23 protein-coding genes are annotated in these 26,131 nt (G+C 49.8%); 15 read left to right on the top strand and 8 right to left on the bottom strand.

The window, feature by feature from the left end:
- Window positions 1-106: 106 nt before the first annotated feature.
- From FC814_RS14785 to FC814_RS14770, 4 genes are all read right to left on the bottom strand, one after another.
- On the bottom strand, window positions 107-1,102 hold the full coding sequence (locus FC814_RS14785) for a fimbrial protein (protein WP_001041735.1): 996 nt from the start codon (window positions 1,100-1,102) through the stop codon (window positions 107-109).
- A gap of 28 nt (window positions 1,103-1,130) precedes the next feature.
- Window positions 1,131-3,704: a fimbria/pilus outer membrane usher protein gene (locus FC814_RS14780; protein ID WP_137326108.1), complete on the bottom strand. Its 2,574-nt coding sequence runs from the start codon at window positions 3,702-3,704 to the stop codon at window positions 1,131-1,133.
- 29 nt (window positions 3,705-3,733) lie between these two features.
- Window positions 3,734-4,411, bottom strand: a complete 678-nt coding sequence (locus FC814_RS14775; RefSeq protein ID WP_000778187.1) for a fimbria/pilus periplasmic chaperone — start codon at window positions 4,409-4,411, stop codon at window positions 3,734-3,736.
- 74 nt (window positions 4,412-4,485) lie between these two features.
- Window positions 4,486-5,019 carry a fimbrial protein gene (locus FC814_RS14770; RefSeq protein ID WP_000669543.1) on the bottom strand — a complete coding sequence of 178 codons (534 nt, stop codon included), beginning with the start codon at window positions 5,017-5,019 and terminating at the stop codon, window positions 4,486-4,488.
- Between the two features lie 355 nt (window positions 5,020-5,374).
- Here FC814_RS14770 and pabC point away from each other — a divergent pair, with 355 nt between their 5' ends.
- From pabC to ptsG, 6 genes are all read left to right on the top strand, one after another.
- A complete protein-coding gene (gene pabC / locus FC814_RS14765) occupies window positions 5,375-6,184 on the top strand; it encodes an aminodeoxychorismate lyase (protein WP_137326107.1) in 810 nt (269 codons plus the stop codon).
- A gap of 2 nt (window positions 6,185-6,186) precedes the next feature.
- Window positions 6,187-7,209, top strand: coding sequence for a cell division protein YceG (gene yceG, locus FC814_RS14760; RefSeq protein ID WP_000756886.1), 1,023 nt, complete (start codon window positions 6,187-6,189; stop codon window positions 7,207-7,209).
- Entirely contained in the window at window positions 7,199-7,840 is a 642-nt protein-coding gene (gene tmk, locus FC814_RS14755) for a dTMP kinase (RefSeq protein ID WP_001257008.1), read from the top strand. The genes yceG and tmk overlap by 11 nt, the downstream gene beginning before the upstream one ends.
- On the top strand, window positions 7,837-8,841 hold the full coding sequence (gene holB / locus FC814_RS14750; protein WP_137326106.1) for a DNA polymerase III subunit delta': 1,005 nt from the start codon (window positions 7,837-7,839) through the stop codon (window positions 8,839-8,841). Before tmk ends, holB begins: the two co-directional genes overlap by 4 nt.
- 10 nt (window positions 8,842-8,851) lie before the next feature.
- A complete protein-coding gene (locus FC814_RS14745) occupies window positions 8,852-9,649 on the top strand; it encodes a metal-dependent hydrolase (protein ID WP_137326105.1) in 798 nt (265 codons plus the stop codon).
- Window positions 9,650-9,941: 292 nt separating this feature from the next.
- Complete coding sequence (ptsG, locus tag FC814_RS14740; protein WP_000475698.1) at window positions 9,942-11,375, top strand: PTS glucose transporter subunit IIBC; 1,434 nt, start codon at window positions 9,942-9,944, stop codon at window positions 11,373-11,375.
- A 59-nt stretch (window positions 11,376-11,434) separates the two neighbouring features.
- On the opposite strand, the gene fhuE is transcribed toward ptsG, so the two are convergent.
- Window positions 11,435-13,624 carry a ferric-rhodotorulic acid/ferric-coprogen receptor FhuE gene (gene fhuE, locus FC814_RS14735; protein WP_137326104.1) on the bottom strand — a complete coding sequence of 730 codons (2,190 nt, stop codon included), beginning with the start codon at window positions 13,622-13,624 and terminating at the stop codon, window positions 11,435-11,437.
- Between the two features lie 333 nt (window positions 13,625-13,957).
- On the opposite strand from fhuE, the gene hinT reads away from it, so the two are divergent.
- The 8 genes from hinT (at window position 13,958) to FC814_RS14695 (ending at window position 20,229) form a co-directional block, all read left to right on the top strand.
- Window positions 13,958-14,317, top strand: a complete 360-nt coding sequence (gene hinT / locus FC814_RS14730) for a purine nucleoside phosphoramidase (protein ID WP_000807125.1) — start codon at window positions 13,958-13,960, stop codon at window positions 14,315-14,317.
- A 2-nt stretch (window positions 14,318-14,319) separates the two neighbouring features.
- Window positions 14,320-14,697, top strand: coding sequence for a YcfL family protein (locus tag FC814_RS14725; protein WP_001225287.1), 378 nt, complete (start codon window positions 14,320-14,322; stop codon window positions 14,695-14,697).
- A 13-nt stretch (window positions 14,698-14,710) separates the two neighbouring features.
- Window positions 14,711-15,352, top strand: coding sequence for a penicillin-binding protein activator LpoB (gene lpoB, locus FC814_RS14720; RefSeq protein WP_000164436.1), 642 nt, complete (start codon window positions 14,711-14,713; stop codon window positions 15,350-15,352).
- On the top strand, window positions 15,333-16,157 hold the full coding sequence (gene thiK, locus FC814_RS14715; RefSeq protein WP_001116778.1) for a thiamine kinase: 825 nt from the start codon (window positions 15,333-15,335) through the stop codon (window positions 16,155-16,157). Before lpoB ends, thiK begins: the two co-directional genes overlap by 20 nt.
- Before the next feature lie 10 nt (window positions 16,158-16,167).
- Complete coding sequence (gene nagZ, locus FC814_RS14710; protein ID WP_137326103.1) at window positions 16,168-17,193, top strand: beta-N-acetylhexosaminidase; 1,026 nt, start codon at window positions 16,168-16,170, stop codon at window positions 17,191-17,193.
- 22 nt (window positions 17,194-17,215) lie between these two features.
- Window positions 17,216-17,758: an alpha/beta hydrolase YcfP gene (gene ycfP / locus FC814_RS14705; RefSeq protein ID WP_000587921.1), complete on the top strand. Its 543-nt coding sequence runs from the start codon at window positions 17,216-17,218 to the stop codon at window positions 17,756-17,758.
- A 400-nt stretch (window positions 17,759-18,158) separates the two neighbouring features.
- Window positions 18,159-19,463, top strand: coding sequence for an NADH-quinone dehydrogenase (ndh, locus tag FC814_RS14700; RefSeq protein WP_000211045.1), 1,305 nt, complete (start codon window positions 18,159-18,161; stop codon window positions 19,461-19,463).
- Between the two features lie 226 nt (window positions 19,464-19,689).
- Window positions 19,690-20,229, top strand: coding sequence for a glycine zipper 2TM domain-containing protein (locus FC814_RS14695; protein WP_024212421.1), 540 nt, complete (start codon window positions 19,690-19,692; stop codon window positions 20,227-20,229).
- 61 nt (window positions 20,230-20,290) lie between these two features.
- Here the strand turns inward: FC814_RS14695 and comR are convergent, their stop codons facing one another.
- Window positions 20,291-20,923: a TetR family copper-responsive transcriptional repressor ComR gene (comR, locus tag FC814_RS14690; RefSeq protein ID WP_032225406.1), complete on the bottom strand. Its 633-nt coding sequence runs from the start codon at window positions 20,921-20,923 to the stop codon at window positions 20,291-20,293.
- Window positions 20,924-21,162: 239 nt separating this feature from the next.
- Here comR and bhsA point away from each other — a divergent pair, with 239 nt between their 5' ends.
- Entirely contained in the window at window positions 21,163-21,420 is a 258-nt protein-coding gene (gene bhsA / locus FC814_RS14685) for a multiple stress resistance protein BhsA (protein WP_000800147.1), read from the top strand.
- 80 nt (window positions 21,421-21,500) lie between these two features.
- Here the strand turns inward: bhsA and ldtC are convergent, their stop codons facing one another.
- Both ldtC and mfd read right to left on the bottom strand, forming a co-directional pair.
- Window positions 21,501-22,463 (bottom strand): L,D-transpeptidase LdtC, encoded by a 963-nt coding sequence (ldtC, locus tag FC814_RS14680; RefSeq protein ID WP_105281017.1) that lies wholly within the window; start codon window positions 22,461-22,463, stop codon window positions 21,501-21,503.
- Between the two features lie 143 nt (window positions 22,464-22,606).
- Window positions 22,607-26,053, bottom strand: coding sequence for a transcription-repair coupling factor (gene mfd, locus FC814_RS14675; protein ID WP_137326102.1), 3,447 nt, complete (start codon window positions 26,051-26,053; stop codon window positions 22,607-22,609).
- Window positions 26,054-26,131 lie beyond the last annotated feature (78 nt).

The raw sequence follows: 26,131 nt of genomic DNA, 5'->3' as shown, positions 1-26,131 counted from the left end.
CTGATAGAAACAGAAGCCACTGGAGCACCTCAAAAACACCATCATACACTAAATCAGTAAGTTGGCAGCATCACCTACGCTTCCATATTATATTCATCATTTTTCCTTAATTATATTGTACAGTAAATTGCAATGCGGATTTTACCTGGCCGGTGGTTATGTTATTAACATCGTCAATGTAATAAGCTACTTTATATTCGGGTATTGTATAATCACCTGAGCCGATATAATTCAATGCAAAGTTATTGTTAAACTGATCGAATCCGCTTCCATCGGGGTTTTGAAATTGCACATATACGCCTTGCGCATAGCCGGTTCCGGTCTCACCGTTCATCACGCCATCCACCGAGCCGTGAGTGCCGTATAAGGCGCTAAATTTGTAAGAGATACCCGTAATTGCGCCCGGACAATTTGTTAATGTTATCGTAGGTATTGGCGTAGCCAGTTGTGCCCCACTGACTGCATTACCGCCATAAAGTGTTGTAAGATTCACTTCTTTTGGGGCATTTATCGTGCATGGCGTCATGGTAGGCTGCGAAGAAACTCCCGAGCGTGCAAGAAATGATTTATCCGAATAAGTGCTTCCCGGCGGGTTGTGATAATTTAATGTGACGTCAGGAACAGCGACAAGAGGTCCTGGCGGTATCTGCTCTGTAAGACGAACTAATTCATACTTGATGTGTATGTAACCACTCTTGCTTAAACCTTCCGGGAAAGTCAGCGTGTGAGGTGCTGCTTTCGCCAAATTTGGTGTGGTATCTGTTGGGGTTGAAAAATTGAGTTGATATGCAATGCCAATACCTGGATTGCTAGTTTGATATATGGTTGCTCCGTCGCCCGTTGTTCCGACCACCGTCCCATTTACTGTAAGATCGGCATATGCACTGCCAGAACCTCCGGACGCGATATTGATCCAATAAAATTTATTCCAGTCATCAAACCAGGTTGTTCCACCTACACTCGTTGGTATGCTCCACGTTGAAAAATCATGAGGGTAAGTGACTACCTGTGCAGTATCAGTCTGAAATTGCGATGCTGTTGTTGTTAACGGCAGTGATGCAATGCCTGAGATAAGAAAGATGATTACCCTTTGTTTATTCATAGCATTGTTTCCTCTTTTCTGGCTCAATTTATTCGCACCTTCCATGGCTCTCTAATACACTATTTGTCGATTGCTGTTGAGTGACATTGAATTCAACCCGGCAATTTTGGTGCGCATCGTTTCCCCATTTAACAGCGAGTACACCACTGTCTGGCATACCTGTCATATAGACTTGTCCGTTATCGCCGACGATAAAGCTGTTTGCATTTTCACTGTTAAGCAGGGTGACAATGGCTCCGAAAGGTATTGCTTCTCCCGATGGTTTATCCAGCATCATTAATACACGATTACCTACGCGAATATTAAAGTTTGCTCGCGCGATAGCGCCACGTGTCGGCGTTACTGTACGTGAGGAGAGCTCAACATCTGCATTTTCAGGTAATGCTTCAGTGTTAAGTGAAATAGTGTTTTCACGATAGGGGCTGATATAAGGAACGATCGTGTAGCCACGAAAGTCGGTGTTTACACCGGTCTGGTTACTGATATTTACACCGCTGGCACCTGGCGCTTCAACCAGTGCAGTGGTTTCTCCCAGGGACTGGCTTAGTGTGATGCCATTGGCATGAACAACAATACCCCCATCAATACCATAGTTCACCCGGTGCTGGTTCTGGTCATAACTGTACGCAGCATTGACGCGACCATAGGTTCCCTGATAGTCCAGGCTGGCATAACCGCCATTACCTACACCGTGATCCGTTTCACTTTCCTGAATATTCCAGTTGAGGTTCTGATCGTCAAGCGCAGAACCATTCAGGCCTACAGAATGACTGGTATCGCCGTGTTTACTGGTATTCAGACTGTAGCTCGCCCAACTGTTATTCAACCAGCGATTTAATGGAATATTGATATTAAATGAGAAAATCTGATCGCTATTGTAGTACTTATTACGCGTTGTATTATTGTCGCGGTAATTACTATTGTCGTTGGTATTACGGTTATAACTGTAATTCAGGCTGTAAGTCATGCCGCTCCAGCTATTACTGTAGCCAACGCCAACAGAACGCATTTGTCGATCGCTGTTCCAATAATCTTCGCTAATGGCATTAAGCGATACTGAACCAGCATTCTGTCCAAGATTTTGGTTAAGCAGGAACTCCGCTCGATTACGCCGCCGTTCTGGCATGTTTTGATTATTTTCACGCCAGGTGTCGAGCGTTTCTTGTAGTGAATAATAACCCGATGTGGAATAGCGGTAGCCCGCGATAGAAACGTTAGTCCCGGTGGCGAGAATGTTTTTACTATAGCGTACCCGTACTGACTGACCGCTGGTTTTCTCTTGTTCCTGCTGTTGGGACCAGGCCTGGGCGGTATCGATAGATAAGGCGCCCATTTCACCCAGGTTTTTACCCATACCGAAAATTAATGATTGATAATGTTGCGAGAATTGCCCACCGCCATATAAGGTAAATCCAACGGGCAGGCCATATATGGCAGTTGCTTGCGTGAAATACTCTTTATCAACACGACTGTCATAAGAGCGGTATTTTCCGCTGGTCACGCTATATTTCAGGCGGCCTTCACGTTGCAACACGGGGAGCGATGCAAAGGGAACAACCTGGTGCTGTTCACTGCCATCCGCTTCTTTGACCGTTACGTCCAGATCGCCGCTACTTCCGGTCGGATACATATCCGTGATTTCAAATGCGCCTGGCGAAACATAAGTTTGATAAATGGTATAACCATTTTGTTTAACAATAACCTGCGCATTGGTTCTGGCGATTCCGCGTACAACAGGTGCATAACCACGCATACTGTCAGGTAACATATCGTCATCAGAAGCTAGCTGCACACCGCGAAACGGAACGCTATCAAACATATCTGACGGAGAAGAGCTTTCTCCAAGCGTGAGCTGGCTCTTGAGCGAAATGATATTTCGCTGGGCATAGGTATACAGAGAATCCCAGTTGTTCTGGGTATCACTACCAAAAGTGTTACGACTCCAGGTACTGTAATTACGTAAGCGCCATGGCCCGATATTTAATCCAGGAAGGAGATTAAGATAATAGCTGTCAGAATCAGATGAATTGCTATCACGCGATTTTGTATTAGCACCGGTGAAATTGTAGTTCAGCAGTAACGCATTTATTCCTTCATCCAGATTTTCAGGCGCCACGTATCCACGCGGTTTCGCTTCTACTGCCGCTTGAGGTATTTCCACCATTAGCTGCTGACGGTTAAAAATGAGTTTTGCCGAGGCCATCGGAATTGCCGCGAGATTGGCGCAGCCTTCATTATTGATCAGTTGCGGGAATAACTCGGTACGAACACCAAATTGCTTTAATTTTTCCACCGATATGCATGGTTGCAATATGTTCTGACCCTGAAGGTCTTTCTGCATACTGAAAGTAATATCGTGTGTACCCAGCGACATTTTGTTTAGGTAAACGTCAACACGATAGGTTCCAGGAATCTGACCGACACCCTCTTCAAAAGCGATAAGATCTGAAATACCTGAGCCAGGGCCGTCGATTCCCAGTAATGCGGGGTTAAAATATTCGCGTGCATATGCCGATGAGGCGAGAGACAGGGCGCATTGCAGAGCAACGAAACAGGCAATTTTGTTCCGTATCATTTTCTTTTTATTGATTCTTGAACTCATTACACATCCTTATGCAGTTAAATGACGTCTTACAAAGAAGCGTTGTGTACGTCGCCTGCTGCACCGTAATCACTGATGATTGTCCAGCTTACATTTCCTGTTGTGTTGGCTGGAATTTGAAATGTCGCACTACTCATAGGAGCAACATATGTGGCATCAGGTAATGCTTTTCCGCCAATCTTGACCTGACTGAAGTTCATATAGTAAGCAGTTGGGTTGGTGACAGTGATTTGCTGTCCGCTACGTCGCCAGGTCAAATTTTTCACGACTTGTTCTGGTAATGTGGACGAAATCTCATGTGGTCGATAAATCAATTTAATTCGCGTTTTAATGGCAATTTGCAAGGTGTTGACATTTTCCTGCTTTTCAGTTGCAGGTATCGTTTTAATATTCATCCAGTACATCGTTTCGCGATCTGTCGGCAGATTGCCGCCAGCGCGAATAATGCGCAACGCATTTTCTTCAGTGGCGCCCAGGCGGAACAGAGGGGGGGTAATAATAAAAGGGGCTTTGGCGTTGGTTTGCGGATCTCCATCGACCCATGATTGAATAAGGTAGGAGGATTTATCCGGATTTTTCAGGTGCAGAGACGTTTCTTTTTTATCGCCGTTATAAATAACTCGTGTTCCTCCAACAATGACACCCGCCTGTGCAACAGAGTTGGATAATAACAATGCAGTAGCAAGAAAATAAGTCGATAATTTCATCTCAAAAACCTTTAAAAGGTAAAACCGAGTAACTCGGTTTTACCTGACGTAATTATATTAAAATCAGGCGTATCTTAGTTATACGCTAACGTAAAGTTCACAGTACCATTTGCACTACCAACCGCTATGGTATCTTCTGTAGCGATATAACGTGCAAAGAAGTCCAGGTTAGTGTCGCCAGTGCTATTGAGAGCCGTGCTATCGGATTCAGTACCGAGAGGCAGCACGCTACCGGAAGAATTCATGAGCTGAATTGCAACACCTTTTGCTACACCGGTTGTACCGTAATCAGTAACTTGTAAAGCATCCTGATTGATCTGATCCGGAGTACCATCGTATTTAACAGCAACATTTTTGAGCTCATTCGGGCAATTTTTTAATACCAGTGTAAATTTGGTATTTGCAGCAGTAGTCCCAGCCGTAGCGTTAAAAGCTGTTTTAGCAATTGTGCCTAATTTCACTGTCATTGGAGATGACAGCGTACTGTTAACTTCACAGCCTGATTCAATGATATCTCCAATAAAATTTATTTTACCATCATCTGCAGAGGCGACAGAGCTAAGACCAGCGGTTGTTACTAAAACCAGAGCGGCTAGTTTGAATTTCATTTACATTATCCTTGAGATTGCAGCAAATATGCTTACTTTGACAGTACTAAGGCACTGCCATCACTCCAGTGAATTTTAAATTCCTCAGGAAAAAATATAATATTAAAGCACGAAACGTTAAACACCTTATTTTTACTTAAATATGTTTTTAGGCATACTTAATTGATTCGTATTGCGTATGATTGGTGGTGAAGTTTGTGAGGATTGCTGGGGGGGGGTACAATCATATTGATGATTTAAATGTGTGCTGTCGTATAAATATCTTTGGGCAATCAAAAAGAGGCCAGTGAACAGATAAATTTGAACATAGAAGCTAAAATAATTTATTGTATTTCTTTGTTTATTGGGGAAGTGAATGTTTTTAATTAATGGAAAATGTAACAATGAGTTACCGGCTTGTGACAGGAGCATACAGTTCGGTGATGGATGTTTTACAACGGCTGTGATAAACCGTGGGCAGGTAGTACTCTTGACCGCGCATTTAACACGTTTACGTGAAGCCTGCTCCCGTTTAAGCATTCCTTATTCCGACTGGTCTATACTGGAAGATGAGATGCAAAGTCTGGCACGACAAGCTGAGCGTGGCGTTTTAAAAGTTATTATCACTCGCGGCAGTGGTGGTCGAGGATATAGCATCGCCCACTGCGAATCGCCTGGGCGCATTTTATCTGTCTCCCCCTTTCCTGAACATTACACCCGCTGGCGGCGGGAAGGTATTACTCTGGCGCTAAGTCCAGTACGCCTTGGGCGTAATCCTTATCTCGCAGGAATTAAACATCTTAATCGGCTTGAGCAAGTACTGATCCGCTCTCATCTTGAGCAGACAAACGCCGATGAGGCGCTGGTTCTTGACAGCGATGGGTGGGTTACGGAATGCTGTGCGGCTAATTTGTTCTGGCGCAAGGGCAACGTAGTTTATACGCCGCGTCTGGATCAGGCTGGTGTCAACGGAATTATGCGACAATTCTGCATCGGTTTACTGGCACAATCCTCTTATCAGCTTGTCGAAGTACAAGCCTCGCTGGAGGAGGTGATGCAGGCAGATGAGATGGTAGTCTGTAATGCGTTGATGCCAGTGATTCCCGTGCGTGCCTGTGGCGAAGCCACCTTTTCGTCAACAACGCTATATGAATATTTAGCCCCACTTTGTGAGCACCCGAATTAGTCATGAAAAAAGTGTTATTGATTGTCTTGTTATTGCTGGTGGTACTGGGTATCGCCGCTGGTGTGGGCGTCTGGAAGGTTCGCCATCTCGCCGACAGCAAATTACTTATTAAAGAAGAGACGATATTTACCCTCAAACCGGGAACCGGACGTCTGGCGCTCGGTGAACAGCTTTATGCCGATAAGATCATCAATCGCCCACGGGTATTTCAATGGCTGTTGCGTATCGAGCCGGATCTTTCTCATTTCAAAGCCGGAACTTACCGCTTTACACCGCAGATGACTGTGCGTGAGATGCTGAAATTGCTGGAAAGCGGTAAAGAAGCACAGTTTCCACTACGCCTGGTGGAAGGGATGCGTCTGAGCGATTACCTCAAACAATTGCGTGAGGCACCGTATGTCAAGCACACGCTGAGCGACGATAAATATACCACCGTGGCACAGGCGCTGGAGCTGGAAAACCCGGAGTGGATTGAAGGCTGGTTCTGGCCAGACACCTGGATGTATACCGCCAATACCACCGATGTTGCGTTACTCAAGCGAGCACACAAGAAAATGGTGAAAGCGGTTGATAGCGCCTGGGAAGGGCGTGCGGACGGTCTACCTTATAAAGATAAAAACCAGCTGGTGACGATGGCATCAATTATCGAAAAAGAAACCGCCGTTGCCAGTGAGCGAGATCAGGTTGCCTCGGTCTTTATCAACCGTTTACGCATTGGTATGCGCCTGCAGACCGACCCGACGGTGATTTACGGGATGGGAGAGCGTTATAATGGCAAACTTTCTCGTGCAGATCTGGAAACGCCAACAGCGTATAACACCTACACCATTACCGGTTTGCCGCCAGGCGCGATTGCTACGCCGGGGGCGGATTCGCTGAAGGCTGCTGCGCATCCGGCGAAAACGCCGTATCTCTATTTTGTGGCCGATGGTAAAGGTGGTCACACGTTTAATACCAATCTTGCCAGTCATAACAAGTCTGTGCAGGATTATCTGAAAGTGCTTAAGGAAAAAAATGCGCAGTAAGTATATCGTCATTGAGGGGCTGGAAGGTGCAGGCAAAACCACCGCGCGCAACGTGGTGGTTGAGACGCTTGAGCAACTGGGTATCCGCGACATGGTTTTCACTCGGGAACCTGGCGGTACGCAACTTGCCGAAAAGTTAAGAAGCCTGGTGCTGGATATCAAATCGGTAGGCGATGAAGTCATTACCGATAAAGCCGAAGTGCTGATGTTTTATGCCGCGCGTGTACAGCTGGTAGAAACCGTCATCAAACCGGCACTGGCAAACGGCACCTGGGTGATTGGCGATCGCCACGATCTCTCCACTCAGGCGTATCAGGGCGGTGGTCGTGGTATTGACCAGCATATGCTGGCAACGTTGCGTGATGCCGTTCTTGGGGATTTTCGCCCTGATTTAACGCTCTATCTCGATGTTACCCCAGAAGTCGGCCTTAAGCGCGCGCGCGCGCGCGGCGAGCTGGATCGCATTGAGCAAGAGTCTTTTGATTTCTTTAATCGCACCCGCGCCCGCTATCTGGAACTGGCTGCACAAGATAAAAGCATTCACACTATTGATGCAACACAATCGCTGGAAGCCGTCATGGACGCGATTCGCACCACCGTGACTCACTGGGTTAAGGAGCAGGGCGAATGAGATGGTATCCATGGTTACGACCTGATTTCGAAAAACTGGTAGCCAGCTATCAGGCCGGAAGGGGTCACCATGCGCTACTGATTCAGGCATTACCTGGCATGGGCGATGATGCCTTAATCTACGCTCTTAGCCGTTATTTACTTTGCCAACAACCGCAGGGGCACAAAAGTTGTGGTCATTGTCGCGGATGCCAGTTGATGCAGGCGGGGACGCATCCCGATTATTACACTCTTGCTCCCGAAAAAGGGAAGAATGCTCTGGGCATTGATGCCGTGCGTGAAGTCACTGAAAAGCTGAATGAACACGCACGATTAGGCGGTGCGAAAGTTGTCTGGGTCACTGATGCCGCCTTGCTGACCGATGCTGCTGCCAATGCCTTGCTGAAAACGCTGGAAGAGCCGCCAGCGGAAACCTGGTTTTTCCTCGCTACACGAGAACTTGAACGCTTACTGGCAACACTGCGCAGCCGTTGTCGCTTACATTACCTTGCACCGCCGCCAGAACAGTACGCAGTGAGCTGGCTTGCGCGTGAAGTGACAATGTCACAAGAGGCCATAATAACCGCATTGCGTCTGAGCGCCGGTTCGCCTGGCGCGGCGTTGGGGCTGTTTCAGGGAGATATCTGGCAGGCACGTGAGATACTTTGTCAGGCATTGGCACACAGCGTGCAATCGGGTGACTGGTATTCGATGTTGTCGGCACTGAACCACGAACAAGCTCCGGCGCGTCTGCACTGGTTGGCAACTTTGTTGATGGATGCGCTCAAATGCCATTATGGTGCTTCACAAGTCACCAATGTTGATGTTCCTGGTGTTGTCACCGCACTGGCAAACCAGCTTTCTCCCTCTCGCCTGCAGGCTATACTGGGGGATGTTTGCCAAAGTCGTGAGCAGTTAATTTCTGTCACAGGCGTAAACCGCGAGCTTGTCATCACCGATCTTTTACTGCGTATTGAGCATTACCTGCAACCGGGTGTTGTGTTACCGGTTCCTCATCTTTAAGAGAGACATTATGTTTTTAGTCGACTCACACTGCCATCTCGATGGTCTGAATTATGAATCTTTGCACAAGGACGTGGATGACGTTCTGGCGAAAGCCGCTGCGCGCGATGTGAAATTTTGTCTGGCGGTCGCCACAACATTGCCCGGTTACCTGCATATGCGGGATCTGGTCGGTGAACGTGACAACGTCGTTTTTTCTTGCGGCGTGCATCCGCTAAATCAGAATGATCCCTACGATGTGGAAGATTTACGCCGTCTGGCAACAGAAGAGGGCGTTGTTGCGCTGGGTGAAACCGGGCTGGATTATTATTACACGCCGGAAACAAAAGTCCGTCAGCAAGAATCCTTTATTCACCATATCCAGATTAGTCGCGAACTGAACAAGCCGGTTATCGTCCATACACGTGACGCCCGCGCCGATACGCTGGCTATTCTGCGCGAAGAAAAAGTGACGGATTGTGGTGGCGTACTACACTGTTTTACAGAGGACAAAGAAACGGCGGGCAAGTTACTGGATCTCGGATTTTACATCTCCTTTTCCGGCATTGTGACCTTCCGTAATGCGGAACAACTGCGCGATGCCGCGCGTTATGTCCCGCTGGATCGACTCCTGGTGGAAACTGATTCGCCTTACCTGGCGCCAGTGCCACATCGAGGAAAAGAGAATCAACCTGCAATGGTTCGTGACGTTGCAGAATACATGGCTGTGTTGAAAGGTGTTGCCGTTGAAGAACTGGCGCAGGTAACCACCGATAACTTCGCCCGTCTGTTTCACATCGACGCTTCCCGCCTTCAGTCCATCAGTTGAATGAATTTTTTTTAAGCTCGTAATTAATGGTTAAAACGAGTAAAGTTCACCGCCGCAAATTGGGCGGTGGCTAACCATGTTTGTAATATCTTGACATATGTTTTGTCAAAATGTGCAACTTCGCTAAAGACCTGAAGTTGAAACGTGATAGCCGTCAAACAAATCGACACTGAATTATTTTACTCTGTGTAATAAATAAAGGGCGCTTAGATGCCCTGTACACGGCAAGGTTCTCCCCCCTTGCCACGCGTGAGAACGTAAAAAGCACCCATACTCAGGAGCACTCTCAATTATGTTTAAGAATGCATTTGCTAACCTGCAAAAGGTCGGTAAATCGCTGATGCTGCCGGTATCCGTACTGCCTATCGCAGGTATTCTGCTGGGCGTCGGTTCCGCGAATTTCAGCTGGCTGCCAGCCGTTGTATCGCATGTTATGGCAGAAGCAGGCGGTTCCGTCTTTGCAAACATGCCACTTATTTTTGCGATCGGTGTCGCCCTTGGCTTTACCAATAACGATGGCGTATCCGCTCTTGCCGCAGTTGTTGCCTATGGCATCATGGTAAAAACCATGGCTGTGGTCGCGCCGCTGGTACTGCATTTACCTGCTGAAGAAATTGCCGCTAAACATCTGGCGGATACTGGCGTACTTGGGGGGATCATCTCCGGTGCGATTGCAGCGTACATGTTTAACCGTTTCTACCGTATTAAGCTGCCTGAGTATCTTGGCTTCTTTGCCGGTAAACGCTTTGTACCGATCATTTCTGGTTTGGCTGCCATCTTTACTGGCGTTGTGCTGTCCTTCATTTGGCCGCCGATTGGTTCCGCAATCCAGACCTTCTCCCAGTGGGCTGCTTACCAGAACCCGGTAGTTGCGTTTGGTATTTACGGCTTCATCGAACGTTGTCTGGTGCCGTTTGGTCTGCACCATATCTGGAACGTACCTTTCCAGATGCAGATTGGTGAATACACCAACGCAGCAGGTCAGGTTTTCCACGGCGATATTCCGCGTTATATGGCGGGTGACCCGACTGCGGGTAAACTGTCTGGCGGCTTCCTGTTCAAAATGTACGGTCTGCCGGCAGCTGCGATTGCTATCTGGCACTCTGCTAAACCAGAAAACCGCGCTAAAGTTGGCGGTATCATGATCTCCGCTGCGTTGACCTCGTTCCTGACCGGTATCACCGAGCCGATCGAGTTCTCCTTCATGTTCGTTGCGCCGATCCTGTACATCATCCACGCGATACTGGCTGGTCTGGCATTCCCAATCTGTATTTTGCTGGGAATGCGCGACGGTACGTCGTTCTCACACGGCCTGATCGACTTCATCGTACTGTCTGGTAACAGCAGCAAACTGTGGCTGTTCCCGATTGTCGGTATTGGTTATGCGATTGTTTACTACACCATCTTCCGTGTGCTGATTAAAGCTCTGGATCTGAAAACGCCGGGCCGTGAAGACGCAACTGAAGATGCGAAAGCTACCGGCACCAGCGAAATGGCACCGGCTCTGGTTGCCGCATTTGGTGGTAAAGAAAACATCACTAACCTCGATGCATGTATTACTCGTCTGCGCGTCAGCGTTGCTGATGTGTCCAAAGTGGATCAGGCTGGCCTGAAGAAACTGGGCGCAGCGGGCGTAGTGGTTGCTGGTTCTGGTGTTCAGGCAATTTTCGGTACTAAATCCGATAACCTGAAAACCGAGATGGATGAGTACATCCGCAACAACTAATCAGTAAAATGTTGGGGAGACTAAGGCAGCCGGATGGCTGCCTTTTTTACAGGTGTTAATCAGAACTGATACGTGCCGGTAATACTAAAATTACGTGGTGCGCCGTAGACGACAGAACCTTCCACGTTAGTGTCATAGGTTTTATCGAACAGATTATTGACGTTACCCTGCAACGAGAAGTTTTTTGTCACCTGGTAGCGGGTGAACAGATCCACCAGCGCGTAGCTACCTTGCTCGACGCGGAAGGTGCCATACGGTGTCACGGTGTCGGTATACACGCGATTTTGCCAGTTAACACCACCGCCGACCGTCAACTCTGGCATGACAGGCAACCGATAGCTGGTAAACATTTTAACCGTGGTACGCGGCAGATTCGGGTTAACGGCATTCCCTTCGTTATCTTCCGCCAGATAGCGCGTTGCGCCAAACGTCAGTTGCCAGTTGTCGGTAATTGCGCCGTTAAGTTCAAATTCCACGCCTTTACTTACTGTCCCATCCACCGCTTTATAGGCGGTTTCGCCGTTACTGCCGGGGATAGGCATTCCGGTGGACTGGGCGACATTATCCTGCTCAATACGGAAGATGGCTAACGTGGTGGTCAGACGGCTATTCATCCAGTCTGATTTCAGACCCAGTTCGTAGTTGTTACCGGTGATCGGCGCCAGATATTTACCCGCACTGTCACGATCATTTTGTGGCTGGAAAATAGAGGTATAGCTGGCGTAGGTCGACCAGTTGTCATTGATGTCAAACACCAGACCAGCATAAGGCGTGGTGTGGTTTTTCTCCATGCTGTAAGTCAGCGTATCAACCCGCCAGTTGGTATAACGTGCGCCGAGGATCAGATGCAGCGGATCGGCAAGGGTGACACGAGTGGCAGCATATAACGATTTCATATGTGTGGTATCGTCCTGTGCCAGGCTTTGCGGTGCCCAGTTGGTCTGCGGGAAGTTACCGTTGAAGTTGTAGAAACTGCCAATTTCATTGGGGAAAACGTTGGCCCAGGAGCTGAAATAGCGGTTGTTTTGTTTACTGTAGCTACCGCCGAGCATCAGATTGTGCTGGCGACCAAACACTTCATAACTACCGTCGGCAAACAGATCCAGCGCGTCAACTTTACGTTTGCCACTGTTCCAGCCAGTGCCGCCCACATAATCAAATCCGGGGCCATAGCTGCCATATGGTCCCACCAGCGTTCCATCTGCTTTATTTACGTAGGCGTCGACATACATCATTTTGCTGTCAAATTCGACTTCGGAATGGGTGGCATTCAGCGTCGCCTGCCAGGTATCGGCAAATCGTTGCTTCAGTGACAGAAAGACTTTGTTGATCTCTTTGTCGTTATACGCCCAGTCAGGCGCGGTGCTGCGGGCGCGATCGTAACTGTTGCTGCTGCCATCGGTATTCCAGCGTGGCAGGCCACCCCAGGTTGGGCTATTAACATCAATACGTTGATATTCATAACCGGCAGAAAGCGTGGTCAGCTCGCCCAAATCAGCATCCACAATGCCGGAGAAGAAAGTTTTTTCGCTGTTGTAGCGATCCAGCCATAAATCGTTGTTCTGATAGCCGCCGATAATTCGCGCGCGGACTTTACCATCTTCCGTGAGCGGACTTTGTAAATCCGCCACATAACGTTCTTTGTTCCAGCTTCCGTATTCCGCCGAGACATCGCCTTTAAATTCACGGCTGGTGGCATGTTTACGAACCATATTAATCGCCGCAGAAGGATTGCCAGTACCCGTCATTAGCCCGGTCGCGCCACGCACCACTTCTACACGCTCGAACAACGCCATATCAGTGAGTGCATCGCCCAGATTCCAGCGTGATTCAAAATAGGTGGGAATACCATCGACCATATAGTTATCGATCTGGAATCCACGCGAATAATAGAGGGTACGGTCGGAGTCAGCCTGGCTTTTGCTAATCCCGAGGGTATTTTCCATCACTTCGCCCAGCGTTTGAAGTTGCTGATCCTCCATTCGCTGCTGGCTGACAATAGTGACCGACTGTGGAATATCACGTTGGGTCATCTGCATTTTAGTACCTACAGAGGTAGACGTTACGCTGTAATCATTTTCGTCATCAACTGGAGCATTGGTTGCTCCCTCAACAATCACCGTTTCTTCGGCGGTTGGCACGGCCAGAGTGGAGGAAGGAAATAAGGCCAGAGCAATGCAGGCTGCGAGCAGCGACGGCGTGGCTGCGGCTTGATGCTGATTATCCCTGTTAAATTGTGTCGAAAGCATCTGAAATCTCTTGATTTATGTTGTAGTCAGGCTCATTCCAGAGGAAGGTGATGAGCGTTTATATTTAGCGCGCTAATAATTTTGCATGGTAATGCAAATGAGAAATATACGCATTCATATTCAACATGTAAACCAAAGAGAAAGTGTGTTTTCGGTTCATTCATAGGCATAAAGGGGAATAATGGCGATGTATGCGGCAGTAAAACGGTTTTTTGCTTAATAAATCGTGGGTTAAGGTTGAAAGAGCGGGTTTAACTCGACCATACTCTATACTCGCAGTGTGGCGCGGCGTAGCATGGCGCAACGCATGGCTATTTAAAAAAGGAAAATGTCGTGGCAGAAGAAACTATTTTCAGCAAAATTATTCGTCGTGAGATCCCCTCCGATATCGTCTACCAGGATGATCTGGTAACGGCGTTTCGCGATATTTCGCCGCAAGCGCCAACACATATTCTCATCATTCCTAATATCCTGATTCCTACCGTGAACGACGTCTCTGCCGAGCATGAGCAGGCGCTGGGACGCATGATCACTGTAGCGGCAAAAATTGCTGAGCAAGAAGGCATTGCCGAAGATGGCTATCGTCTGATCATGAACACCAACCGCCATGGCGGGCAAGAGGTGTACCACATCCATATGCACTTGCTGGGTGGCCGTCCTCTTGGCCCAATGCTGGCGCATAAAGGTCTGTAACGATGAGAAAAGGATGCTTTGGGCTGGTGTCTCTGGCGCTGTTATTGCTGGTGGGGTGTCGTTCACATCCGGAAATTCCGGTGAATGAAGAACAGTCGCTGGTGATGGAGTCATCTCTTCTGGCTGCGGGCATCAGTGCAGAAAAGCCCGTTCTTTCAATGTCTGATATTCAGCCTTCAGCATCCTCGACGCTTTATAACGAAAGGCAAGAACCCGTTACCGTTCATTATCGTTTTTACTGGTATGACGCCAGAGGGCTGGAGATGCATCCTCTGGAAACGCCCCGCAGCGTTACCATTCCCGCACGTTCGGCGGTAACTCTGTACGGCAGCGCCAATTATCTGGGGGCGCACAAAGTCAGACTTTATCTATATTTGTAAGGGGTGAATCTTGATGACAAAAATGAGTCGCTACGCCTTAATCACCGCGCTGGCGATGTTTCTCGCCGGGTGTGTGGGGCCTCGAGAACCTGCACCGGTAGAAGAGGTGAAACCTGCGCCGGAGCAACCAGCCGAGCCGCAACAGCCAGTACCAACCGTGCCATCGGTGCCGACGATCCCGCAGCAGCCAGGGCCAATTGAGCACGAAGATCAAACTGCACCGCCTGCGCCGCATATTCGTCATTATGACTGGAACGGCGCAATGCAGCCGATGGTCAGTAAAATGCTTGGGGCTGATGGTGTGACCGCAGGCAGCGTTCTGCTGGTTGATAGCGTTAATAACCGTACTAACGGTTCGCTGAATGCCGGAGAAGCGACCGAAACGCTACGTAATGCGCTGGCCAATAACGGTAAATTTACACTCGTTTCTGCCCAACAGCTTTCAATGGCCAAACAGCAGTTAGGTTTGTCGCCGCAGGACAGTTTAGGCACTCGCAGTAAAGCGATTGGCATTGCCCGTAACGTCGGCGCTCATTATGTGCTGTACTCCAGTGCCTCTGGTAACGTCAACGCACCGACCCTGCAAATGCAACTCATGCTGGTGCAGACGGGTGAAATTATCTGGTCAGGTAAAGGTGCCGTTCAGCAACAATAATCCCATCACGCGCGACGAATTATTGTCGCGCTATTTCCCGCAGTATCATCCCGTCGCGACGTTTAATCATGGACTTAGCGGCGGGAGTTTTCTCATTGAACATCAGGATCTGCGTTTCGTTGTGCGTCAGACTCACGATCCTGATGCACCGCAGTCCGTGTTTCTGCGCCAGTATCGGGCGTTATCACGATTGCCGGCATACCTTGCACCGAAGCCACATCTCTATCTCCGTGGCTGGATGGTGGTCGACTATTTGCCCGGCGAGGTAAAAACGCAATTGCCGGATACCGACGAACTGGCAGGCTTGCTGTATTATCTGCATCAACAACCGCGTTTTGGCTGGCGAATAACCCTGCTACCGTTACTGGAACGGTACTGGCAGCGAAGCGATCCGGCGCGGCGGACAGCGGATTGGCTGCGACTATTAAAACGTCTGCGCAAAATACGGGAACCACAGCCATTACGCTTAAGCCCATTGCATATGGATGTTCATGCCGGAAACTTAGTGCATAGTGAGTCAGGGTTAAAACTCATTGACTGGGAGTATGCCGGTGATGGCGATATCGCACTGGAACTGGCGGCGGTGTGGGTGGAAAATACTCACCAGCATCGGCAATTGGTCAATGACTATGCCGCGCGGGCGAAGATTAATCCGGCGCAATTATGGCGTCAGGTCAGGCGCTGGTTTCCCTGGTTGCTGATGCTCAAAGCAGGGTGGTTTGAGTACCGTTGGCAACAAACCGGCGATCAACAATTTATCAGGCTTGCCGATGACACCTGGCGGCAGCTATCAATAAAACAATAAGGAGAGCAGTGTGGGTCCAGTAATGTTGGATGTTGAAGGTTACGAACTGGACGCGGAAGAGCGTGAAATACTGGCGCACCCGCTGGTGGGAGGGCTGATTCTCTTTACGCGTAACTATCATGATCCTGCGCAATTACGCGAACTGGTGCGCCAAATCCGCACAGCTTCGCGCAATCATCTGGTGGTGGCGGTGGATCAGGAAGGTGGGCGAGTGCAGCGTTTTCGTGAAGGTTTTACCCGCTTGCCAGCGGCGCAATCATTCGCTGCGCTGTTGGGAATGGAAGAAGGCGGCAAACTGGCGCAAGAGGCAGGCTGGTTGATGGCCAGCGAAATGATCGCCATGGATATTGATATCAGCTTTGCACCCGTGCTGGACGTAGGGCACATTAGCGCGGCGATTGGCGAGCGTTCTTACCATGCCGATCCCGAAAAAACCCTCGCAATCGCCAGCCAGTTTATTGATGGTATGCATGAAGCCGGAATGAAAAGCACCGGTAAACATTTTCCTGGCCACGGTGCAGTAACGGCAGATTCGCACAAAGAGACACCGTGCGACCCACGTCCGCAAGCGGAAATTCGCGCCAAAGATATGTCGGTCTTCAGTACGTTAATTCGCGAAAATAAACTCGACGCCATTATGCCTGCGCATGTAATCTACAGCGATGTTGATCCGCGTCCGGCTAGCGGTTCTCCCTACTGGTTGAAAACTGTTTTACGTCAGGAGCTGGGGTTTGACGGCGTGATTTTCTCAGACGATTTATCGATGGAAGGTGCCGCGATTATGGGCAGTTATGCCGAACGTGGGCAGGCATCACTGGATGCGGGTTGCGATATGATCCTGGTCTGCAATAATCGTAAAGGGGCCGTCAGCGTGTTAGATAATCTGTCACCGATCAAGGCAGAGCGTGTTACACGTTTGTATCATAAAGGTTCATTTTCGCGACAGGAGCTGATGGACTCGGCTCGCTGGAAAGAGATCAGCGCCCGTCTGAATCAGTTACATGAACGCTGGCAGGAAGAGAAAGCAGGTCACTAACCCTGGCTTATGTGAGGAAGCGATGATTATCTATTTACACGGTTTTGACTCTAACAGTCCGGGTAACCACGAGAAAGTTTTACAATTGCAGTTTATTGACCCGGATGTGCGCTTGATAAGCTACAGCACTCTGCATCCGAAACACGATATGCAGCATCTGCTCAAAGAAGTAGACAAAATGCTGCAACTGAACGTCGACGAGCGCCCGCTAATTTGCGGCGTTGGTCTGGGCGGATACTGGGCGGAACGGATTGGTTTTCTCTGTGATATCCGCCAGGTGATCTTCAACCCTAATTTGTTCCCTTACGAGAACATGGAAGGGAAGATTGATCGCCCGGAAGAGTACGCCGACATCGCGACTAAATGTGTGACTAACTTCCGCGAGAAGAATCGCGATCGTTGTCTGGTGATATTGTCGCGTAATGATGAGGCGCTTAATAGTCAGCGGACATCTGAAGAGTTGCATCATTATTACGAGATTGTCTGGGACGAAGATCAGACGCACAAATTCAAAAATATCTCTCCGCATTTGCAGCGCATTAAGGCGTTCAAAACCCTCGGTTAAAGCTATCCTCGGTCGCATCAGGTAACCTTGCCTATATCTGATGCGCCCCGGATTCTGTAGGTTGGATGAAGCGTCCACGCCACATCCGACAGCCGTGTACCAATGCCTGATGCGATGCTGCGCATCTTATCAGGCCCACCAATTGCCCTCTATATACGCCTCACTCTCCCGAGTCCGCTTAAATAATAAACAATAAACTCTGTTTTTTGATCTCACCCGGTAAAGTCGCCTATCTTTTCAGCAACAAAACTTGATTAACATCAATTTTGGTATGACCAATGCACCATTCATGTTATTCTCAATAGCGAAGAACATTTTCATTGCTGTAACCTGTTGTTAATTAAGAGCTATCTTAATAACTATTAATTAACAATTGGTTAATAAATTTAAGGGGGTCACGTTGACTACGCCATTGAAAAAAATTGTGATTGTCGGCGGCGGTGCTGGTGGGCTGGAAATGGCGACACAGCTGGGGCATAAGCTGGGACGCAAGAAAAAAGCCAAAATTACGCTGGTCGATCGTAACCACAGCCACCTGTGGAAACCGCTGCTGCACGAAGTGGCGACTGGCTCGCTTGATGAAGGCGTCGATGCACTGAGCTACCTGGCTCATGCGCGTAATCATGGTTTTCAGTTCCAGCTGGGTTCCGTAATTGATATTGATCGTGAAGCGAAAACAATCACTATTGCAGAACTGCGCGACGAAAAAGGTGAACTGCTGGTTCCGGAACGTAAAATCGCCTATGACACGCTGGTGATGGCGCTGGGCAGCACCTCTAACGATTTCAATACGCCGGGTGTAAAAGAGAACTGTATTTTCCTCGATAACCCGCATCAGGCGCGTCGTTTCCATCAGGAGATGCTGAATCTGTTCCTGAAATACTCCGCCAACCTGGGCGCGAATGGCAAAGTGAATATTGCGATTGTTGGCGGCGGCGCGACGGGTGTAGAACTCTCCGCTGAATTGCACAACGCCGTCAAGCAACTGCACAGCTACGGTTACAAAGGCCTGACAAACGAAGCGTTGAACGTAACGCTGGTAGAAGCGGGCGAACGTATTTTGCCTGCGCTGCCGCCACGTATCTCTGCTGCCGCCCACAATGAGTTAACGAAACTGGGCGTTCGCGTGCTGACGCAAACCATGGTCACCAGCGCCGATGAAGGGGGGCTGCACACTAAAGATGGCGAATATATTGAGGCTGATCTGATGGTGTGGGCTGCCGGGATCAAAGCGCCAGATTTCCTGAAGGATATTGGTGGGCTGGAGACCAACCGTATCAACCAGCTGGTGGTGGAACCGACGCTGCAAACCACGCGCGATCCAGACATTTATGCTATTGGCGACTGTGCGTCATGCCCGCGTCCGGAAGGGGGTTTTGTTCCGCCGCGCGCTCAGGCCGCACACCAGATGGCTACCTGCGCAATGAACAATATTCTGGCGCAGATGAATGGCAAACCGCTGAAAAATTATCAGTATAAAGATCACGGTTCGCTGGTATCGCTGTCGAACTTCTCTACCGTCGGTAGCCTGATGGGTAACCTGACGCGCGGCTCAATGATGATTGAAGGACGTATTGCGCGCTTTGTGTATATCTCGCTGTACCGAATGCATCAGATTGCGCTACATGGTTACTTTAAAACCGGATTAATGATGCTGGTGGGGAGTATCAACCGCGTTATCCGTCCGCGTTTGAAACTGCATTAATCAACTTGTACTGGCGGATGCGGCGTAAATGCCTTATCCGCCCAGGATAAATAGTATGAGCGGCAGGCCTGATAAGACGCGTTAAGCGTCGCATCAGGCATTCCCTCAGACTCCTCCGAATCCTTAAGTATTTCCTGCCATTCCTGCGCTTTTCATCTTCTGTCTGATGGTTGTTTCACCCCTTCGCTTGCATGATTGACATAACTGCAAAGAAGGAGGTGTTCCCGTGAATAAATCAATGTTGGCGGGTATCGGGATTGGTGTCGCGGCTGCGCTGGGCGTAGCGGCAGTGGCCAGCCTGAACGTGTTTGAACGTGGCCCGCAATACGCTCAGGTTGTTTCTGCAATCCCAATCAAGGAAACGGTTAAAACACCGCGCCAGGAGTGCCGCAATGTCACAGTGACTCATCGCCGACCGGTGCAGGATGAAAATCGCATTGCGGGTTCGGTTCTGGGCGCTGTGGCTGGTGGGGTGATAGGGCATCAGTTTGGCGGTGGTCGCGGTAAGGATGTTGCTACAGTCGTCGGGGCGCTCGGTGGTGGATATGCTGGTAACCAGATTCAGGGCTCTCTCCAGGAACGTGATACTTACACCACCACCCAACAGCGTTGTAAAACGGTGTATGACAAGTCAGAAAAAATGCTCGGCTATGACGTGACCTATAAGATTGGCGATCAGCAGGGCAAAATCCGTATGGACCGCGATCCGGGTACACAAATCCAATTAGATAACAACGGACAACTGGTTCTGAATAACAAAGTATAACAAGGCTGTACTCTGCAATTTAGCCCCTCATTCGCTCAGGCTGAGGGGCTTTTTTTGCGCTTTATTTCACCAGTTCCGGCCATAAACGCAAAGTGGTTCGGGCAATCTGCATCAGTTTTTCCAGCGATGCGCCTTCGCGGGCGCTGATCGACATCCCCTGAATAATACAGTTAAGGAATTCCGCCAGATGCGTTACGTCACAGTGGGCAGGGATTTCCCCGCGCGCCTGGCGTTGACATAAAAACTGATGCAAGGTGCGTTCTTGCATCGCGTGGCGTGATTTCAACGTATTGGCGATATCTCCTGAATCCGGGGAGAGCGTGGTGCAGTTGTTGATCATAAAGCAGCCAGCAGGGGTGTCTTTGCTAGTAAAGCAGTTGGCGATGGCAGCGAAATAGTCAGTCAGCGCAGACTCCACACTTTTCTCTTCACAAAACAGTTGTGCTTCGTGCTTTGCGGCAAAACGGTCGATATAGCGATCAAGTACGGCGCGGAATAATCCCTCTTTATTGGTGAACTCCGCATATAGCGTTGGCGCTTTGGCTCCGGTCGCTTCGACGAGATCGGCAAGAGAAGTGGCTTCATAACCATGCTGCCAGAACAACTTCATGGCCTTATCAAGCGCGGCTTCCCTGTCGAACACTTTTGGGCGACCACGGCTTTTTTTTACACAATGTGTTGAGTCAGTTGCCATGATGCCGTTGTACCTTGTAGCTGTGAATGAACGGTTATTATAAAAATAATCACTTCTGTTCACCAGTCCAGAAGACAGAAAAATAATTTCCCTCTATTTAACTGAAATTTAAAGGGTTTTAATTTAATTAATGATTGTTATAAAAACATCTTGTATGTGATCAAGATCACATCTATCATTTAGTTATCGATCGTTAAGTAATTGCTTGCGACGCTATTCATCTGCATAAGGTCACTATTATGAAAAATGTAAAAACCCTCATCGCTGCGGCGATTTTAAGCTCCATGTCATTTGCCAGCTTTGCGGCTGTCGAAGTTCAGGCAACACCAGAAGGTCAACAAAAAGTGGGCACTATCAGTGCTAACGCGGGGACAAATCTGGGATCGCTGGAAGAACAACTGGCACAAAAAGCAGATGAGATGGGCGCAAAATCTTTCCGTATTACTTCAGTAACCGGTCCGAATACCCTCCACGGAACGGCAGTAATTTATAAATAAGCATTAACCCTCATTAATGCCTGTTATTGCTGCTATTTCCCCGCAACACCCTGTGCTGCGGGGATTTTTTTGTCCGCGATTTACAGCGTTTGCTGATTCACTTGATGACGACGCACATCAGCCGGCATTCCGGAACGCACGTCCATTACGTGCTGCATCACTTCGGCGTCAGTTTGCGCAGCATTTTTAAATGCCTGCATCGCACTGTTGAGCGTAATCGGCAACAATTGCGGATCGTCATCTATCTTCTCTGACAGCGGCTGGTGCACTTCCACCAGACGTGCGCCGTTTGGCTCGGCGGAGACTTTAATCGGCGTGTTGATAATGTTCACTTTGGTGCCGGGGCTGACCTGGCTGAAAAGTGTTTTGATATCGTCATCACGCAGACGAATACAGCCAGAACTTACCCGCATACCAATACCGAAATCGGCGTTCGTACCGTGAAGCAAATAGACACCGCCATAGGCCGCCAGACGAATCGCATGATGGCCCATCGGGTTATCCGGTCCTGCCGGAACGACTGGTGGAAGCTCAATCCCCTGGGCTTTATAACGGGCGCGGATGTTTGCAGTCGGCGTCCAGGTTGGGTTTGCACGCTTGTCCGAAACGGTAGTCACCATTGTCGGCGTCAGCGTGTCACCCCCCAACTGACCAATGCCGATGGGGTACACGGTCACTGAATTTTTGCCTGGTGGGTAGTAATAGAGACGCAACTCCGCAATGTTGATCACAATGCCTTCACGCGGCGCGTCTGGCAGTAAAGTTTGCAATGGAATGGTTAACACACTGCCTGCGCGCGGTACATACGGATCAACGCCGGGGTTAGCCTGTAACAGCGCGAGAAAGCCGACGTTATATTTTTTGGCGATCGCTTCCAGCGAACCGCCGTCATTTTCCACCACATGAAATTTGTTTTCGCCCACCAGACGACTGCCCGCAGGCGGCAGCGGCCAGGTGTTGGCTTTTGCCGGTAGCGTCAGCGCCACGGCAGCGGCGAACGTAAAAAACGTTAGCCAGCGAGAAAAACGCGTTTTGATCATCACCAAAAGTCCATAATAAATATAAGGTTATTGTAATAAAAAGATAAGTCTGAATTATGGATGGTGACAGTGTCGGATAGTGCAGGGAAGTGCAAAGAATTTGTAAATGTTGGGGATGGGGGCGAAGAAACGCCCCCAATTTACCATTAAGCGATCGCGTTCTCTTCCAGTTCACGCATAAACTGGCGCACCCATTCGATTCGCGTTTTCCGCTCGCTCAAATCCTGAATAAACTTCAGGCGCGTCGGGCCATCAAGGCGGTAATGCTGCGGCTGTTTTTGCAGCAAACCAATCAGCCAGGCAGGATTCACGTGATTCTTCTCAGCAAATTCGATCACACCGCCTTTCTCGTTTCCTTCCAGCTTCCTGATCCCCAGCTTCTGCGCTTGCTGGCGCAGACGGGCAATATCCAGTAGGGTTCGCGCCGGATCCGGCAGCAGGCCGAAGCGATCGATAAGTTCGACTTTGATCTCTTCCAGCTCGCTTTCCGTTTTGGCGCTGGCAATACGTTTATAGAACGACAGACGGGTATTTACATCAGGAATGAAGTCATCCGGCAACAGCGACGGCATCCGCAGTTCGACTTCCGTTTGCTGGCTGGTGAGATCTTCGAGCGACGGCTCGCGTCCGGCTTTCAGTGCATCGACGGCATTTTCCAGCAACTCCATATAAAGCGAGAAACCGATAGTTTCCATCGAGCCACTTTGTTCTTCGCCGAGCAGTTCACCGGCGCCGCGAATCTCCAGATCGTGCGTTGCCAGCGCAAAGCCCGCGCCAAGGTCTTCCAGAGAAGCAATCGCTTCGAGACGTTTTTGCGCATCGGTAGTCATCGCTTTTGGATGCGGCGTCAGCAGCCATGCATATGCCTGATGATGTGAACGTCCGACGCGACCGCGCAACTGGTGCAGCTGCGCCAGACCGAAGTGATCCGCGCGTTCAATAATAATGGTGTTGGCGGTAGGGATGTCGATCCCGGTTTCGATAATTGTGGTACAAACCAGCACGTTAAAACGCTGATGATGGAAATCATTCATCACCCGTTCCAGTTCGCGCTCACGCATCTGCCCGTGACCGATGGCGATCCGCGCTTCTGGCACCAGTTCTGCCAGCCGTTCGGCGGCTTTCTGGATGTTTTCCACATCATTGTAGAGATAATAAACCTGTCCCCCGCGCAGAATTTCACGCAGGACAGCCTCTCTGACCACCAGACTGTCATACTCACGGACAAAGGTTTTAACTGCCAGACGACGGGCGGGCGGCGTGGCGATAATCGACAGATCGCGCATTCCGCTCATCGCCATATTCAGCGTTCGTGGGATCGGCGTTGCGGTAAGTGTCAGAATATCCACGTTCGCGCGCATCGCTTTAATGCGCTCTTTATGACGCACCCCGAAGCGGTGTTCTTCATCGACAATCAGCAGGCCTAAATCTTTAAACTTGACGTCACTTTGCAGCAGTTTGTGCGTACCGATCAGAATATCGATTTTCCCTTCCGCCACTTCCGTAAGGATTTGCGTCTGCTCTTTGGCGCTGCGGAAACGGGAGATCATTTCGATGCGTACCGGCCAGTTGGCGAAACGGTCGCGGAAGTTGTCGTAATGCTGCTGCGCGAGCAGAGTTGTTGGCACCAGCACCGCCACCTGCTTGTGGTTCTCTACCGCCAGGAAAGCGGCGCGCATCGCTACTTCTGTTTTACCAAAGCCAACATCGCCGCACACCAGACGATCCATTGCCAGCGGCTGACACATGTCGCTAAGCACCGCATTAATGGCCTGCGCCTGATCCGGCGTGGTTTCGAACGGGAAGCTGTCGCAGAACAATTGATATTGCTCACGATCGTGTTTAAACGCGAAACCCTCTTTGGCGGCGCGTTGAGCGTAGATATCCAGCAATTCCGCCGCCACATCACGCACTTTTTCTGCCGCTTTCTGCCGAGCGCGTGACCACGCATCGCTGCCAAGTTTATGCAGCGGGGCATTTTCTTCTGCACCACCCGCGTAACGGCTAATCAGATGCAGCGACGACACCGGAACATACAGTTTGGCGTCGTTGGCATAGGTGAGCATCAGATACTCGCCAGTAATGCCGCCAGCTTCCAGCGTGGTCATTCCGGCATAGCGCCCGACACCGTGCTCCAGATGCACCACCGGCTGACCAATATGCAGCTCCGCGAGGTTACGGATCAGTGTATCGGGGTTGATGGTGCGGCGAGAGTCCTGACGACGACGGGCAACGCGTTCACCGAGCAGATCGCTTTCGCAAATCAGCGCCAGATTACGTACCGTATCGACAAAACCATGCTCTGCAGCGCCAATCATCAGATAACGCCCACGGTCGCTGGCTTCATCAAGACGCATAATGCGTTGCGGAGCAATTTTAATTCGCGCGAGCAGTTCACCCAACGCTTCACGGCGGCCTTCACTTTCTACCGAGAACACCACCGGACCGTCGAAAGACTCGAGGAACTTACGCAGCGCATCCAGCGGCGCTTTTTGTTGTGCCTGAATGGCCAGGTCTGGCAGTTTCTGGAAACCTAAATTGGCATTCGCTGCTTTTGTCGGTAAATGTTCAGTTTTTAGCTGCACACGCGGCCAGTTTTTCAGCTCTGAAAAGAGCTCGTCTACCCGCAGCCAGAGCGATTGTGGTGGCAACAGTGGACGCATCGGATCGACGCCGCGATTCTCAAAACGCGCCAGCGTGTCAGCCTGGAAACGTTCGGCACTGTTTTCCAGATCGCCAGTATTCACCAGCAGTGTATTTGCAGGGAAATAACTGAACAGTGGCGGCAACGGTTCGCTGAAGAACAGTGGTTGCCAGTACTCGATCCCGGCAGGCAATGTGCCTTTGCTCACTTGTTGATAAATATGTTCTGGATCGCGTTTTACTTCGAAAGAATCACGCCACTGACTGCGGAACAGTTCAATTGCCGCTTTATCGGTCGGAAATTCGTGTGCGGGCAGTAGGTTGATGGCTTCAACTTCCTCCAGCGTGCGCTGGCTATCGACATCAAATACTCGCAGGCTGTCGATTTCATCATCAAAGAAATCAAGACGATAAGGCAACTCACTCCCCATCGGGAAGAGATCCAACAACGCACCGCGCGTGGCGTATTCACCGTGCTCCATTACCTGATCAACATGGCGATAACCGGCGCTGTCCAGTTGGGTACGCAATGCATCTCGTGACAGGCGCTGACCTTTTTTCATCACCAGCGCATGACCGTGGAGAAAACTGTGCGGGCAAACGCGCTGCATAAGCGTATTCACCGGAACAATCAGTACACCACGCTGCATTGTTGGTAACTGGTAAAGAGTGGAAAGACGCGAGGAGATAATATCCTGATGAGGCGAAAAACTGTCGTAAGGGAGGGTTTCCCAGTCCGCCAGATTCATCACCATCTGGTCGGTGAACTGGCTGATTTCATCATGCAAACGCAGAGCATTTTGCATATCTGGTGCGATGAGCACCACCGGTCCGGCGTGACGTTCGGCAATTTCCGCTACCAGCGTCGCACAGGCAGCGCCGGTTAACTCGCCCAGCAGACGCTGTTCACCCGCTTTGACGGGCAGCGTATAACGATATTGTTCAGGCATAACGGTTGTCAGATTCTCGTTAGGATATGCCTCAACATATGGGGGCATATCTCTGATAAGCAATGCTGTTCATTATCC

Source organism: Escherichia sp. MR, from assembly GCF_005280595.1.
GTDB lineage: Bacteria > Pseudomonadota > Gammaproteobacteria > Enterobacterales > Enterobacteriaceae > Escherichia > Escherichia ruysiae.
Note: the sequence above shows the minus strand (reverse complement) of the source record. Positions and strands in the feature narration are given on the sequence as shown.

Excerpts from the sequence above, each read along its gene's own strand:
- FC814_RS14785 (WP_001041735.1), bottom strand. The coding sequence starts at position 1,102 with ATGAATAAACAAAGGGTAATCATCTTTCTTATCTCAGGCATTGCATCA.
- FC814_RS14780 (WP_137326108.1), bottom strand. The coding sequence starts at position 3,704 with ATGAGTTCAAGAATCAATAAAAAGAAAATGATACGGAACAAAATTGCC.
- FC814_RS14775 (WP_000778187.1), bottom strand. The coding sequence starts at position 4,411 with ATGAAATTATCGACTTATTTTCTTGCTACTGCATTGTTATTATCCAAC.
- FC814_RS14770 (WP_000669543.1), bottom strand. The coding sequence starts at position 5,019 with ATGAAATTCAAACTAGCCGCTCTGGTTTTAGTAACAACCGCTGGTCTT.
- pabC (WP_137326107.1), top strand. The coding sequence starts at position 5,375 with ATGTTTTTAATTAATGGAAAATGTAACAATGAGTTACCGGCTTGTGAC.
- yceG (WP_000756886.1), top strand. The coding sequence starts at position 6,187 with ATGAAAAAAGTGTTATTGATTGTCTTGTTATTGCTGGTGGTACTGGGT.
- tmk (WP_001257008.1), top strand. The coding sequence starts at position 7,199 with ATGCGCAGTAAGTATATCGTCATTGAGGGGCTGGAAGGTGCAGGCAAA.
- holB (WP_137326106.1), top strand. The coding sequence starts at position 7,837 with ATGAGATGGTATCCATGGTTACGACCTGATTTCGAAAAACTGGTAGCC.
- FC814_RS14745 (WP_137326105.1), top strand. The coding sequence starts at position 8,852 with ATGTTTTTAGTCGACTCACACTGCCATCTCGATGGTCTGAATTATGAA.
- ptsG (WP_000475698.1), top strand. The coding sequence starts at position 9,942 with ATGTTTAAGAATGCATTTGCTAACCTGCAAAAGGTCGGTAAATCGCTG.
- fhuE (WP_137326104.1), bottom strand. The coding sequence starts at position 13,624 with ATGCTTTCGACACAATTTAACAGGGATAATCAGCATCAAGCCGCAGCC.
- FC814_RS14725 (WP_001225287.1), top strand. The coding sequence starts at position 14,320 with ATGAGAAAAGGATGCTTTGGGCTGGTGTCTCTGGCGCTGTTATTGCTG.
- lpoB (WP_000164436.1), top strand. The coding sequence starts at position 14,711 with ATGACAAAAATGAGTCGCTACGCCTTAATCACCGCGCTGGCGATGTTT.
- ycfP (WP_000587921.1), top strand. The coding sequence starts at position 17,216 with ATGATTATCTATTTACACGGTTTTGACTCTAACAGTCCGGGTAACCAC.
- comR (WP_032225406.1), bottom strand. The coding sequence starts at position 20,923 with ATGGCAACTGACTCAACACATTGTGTAAAAAAAAGCCGTGGTCGCCCA.
- bhsA (WP_000800147.1), top strand. The coding sequence starts at position 21,163 with ATGAAAAATGTAAAAACCCTCATCGCTGCGGCGATTTTAAGCTCCATG.
- mfd (WP_137326102.1), bottom strand. The coding sequence starts at position 26,053 with ATGCCTGAACAATATCGTTATACGCTGCCCGTCAAAGCGGGTGAACAG.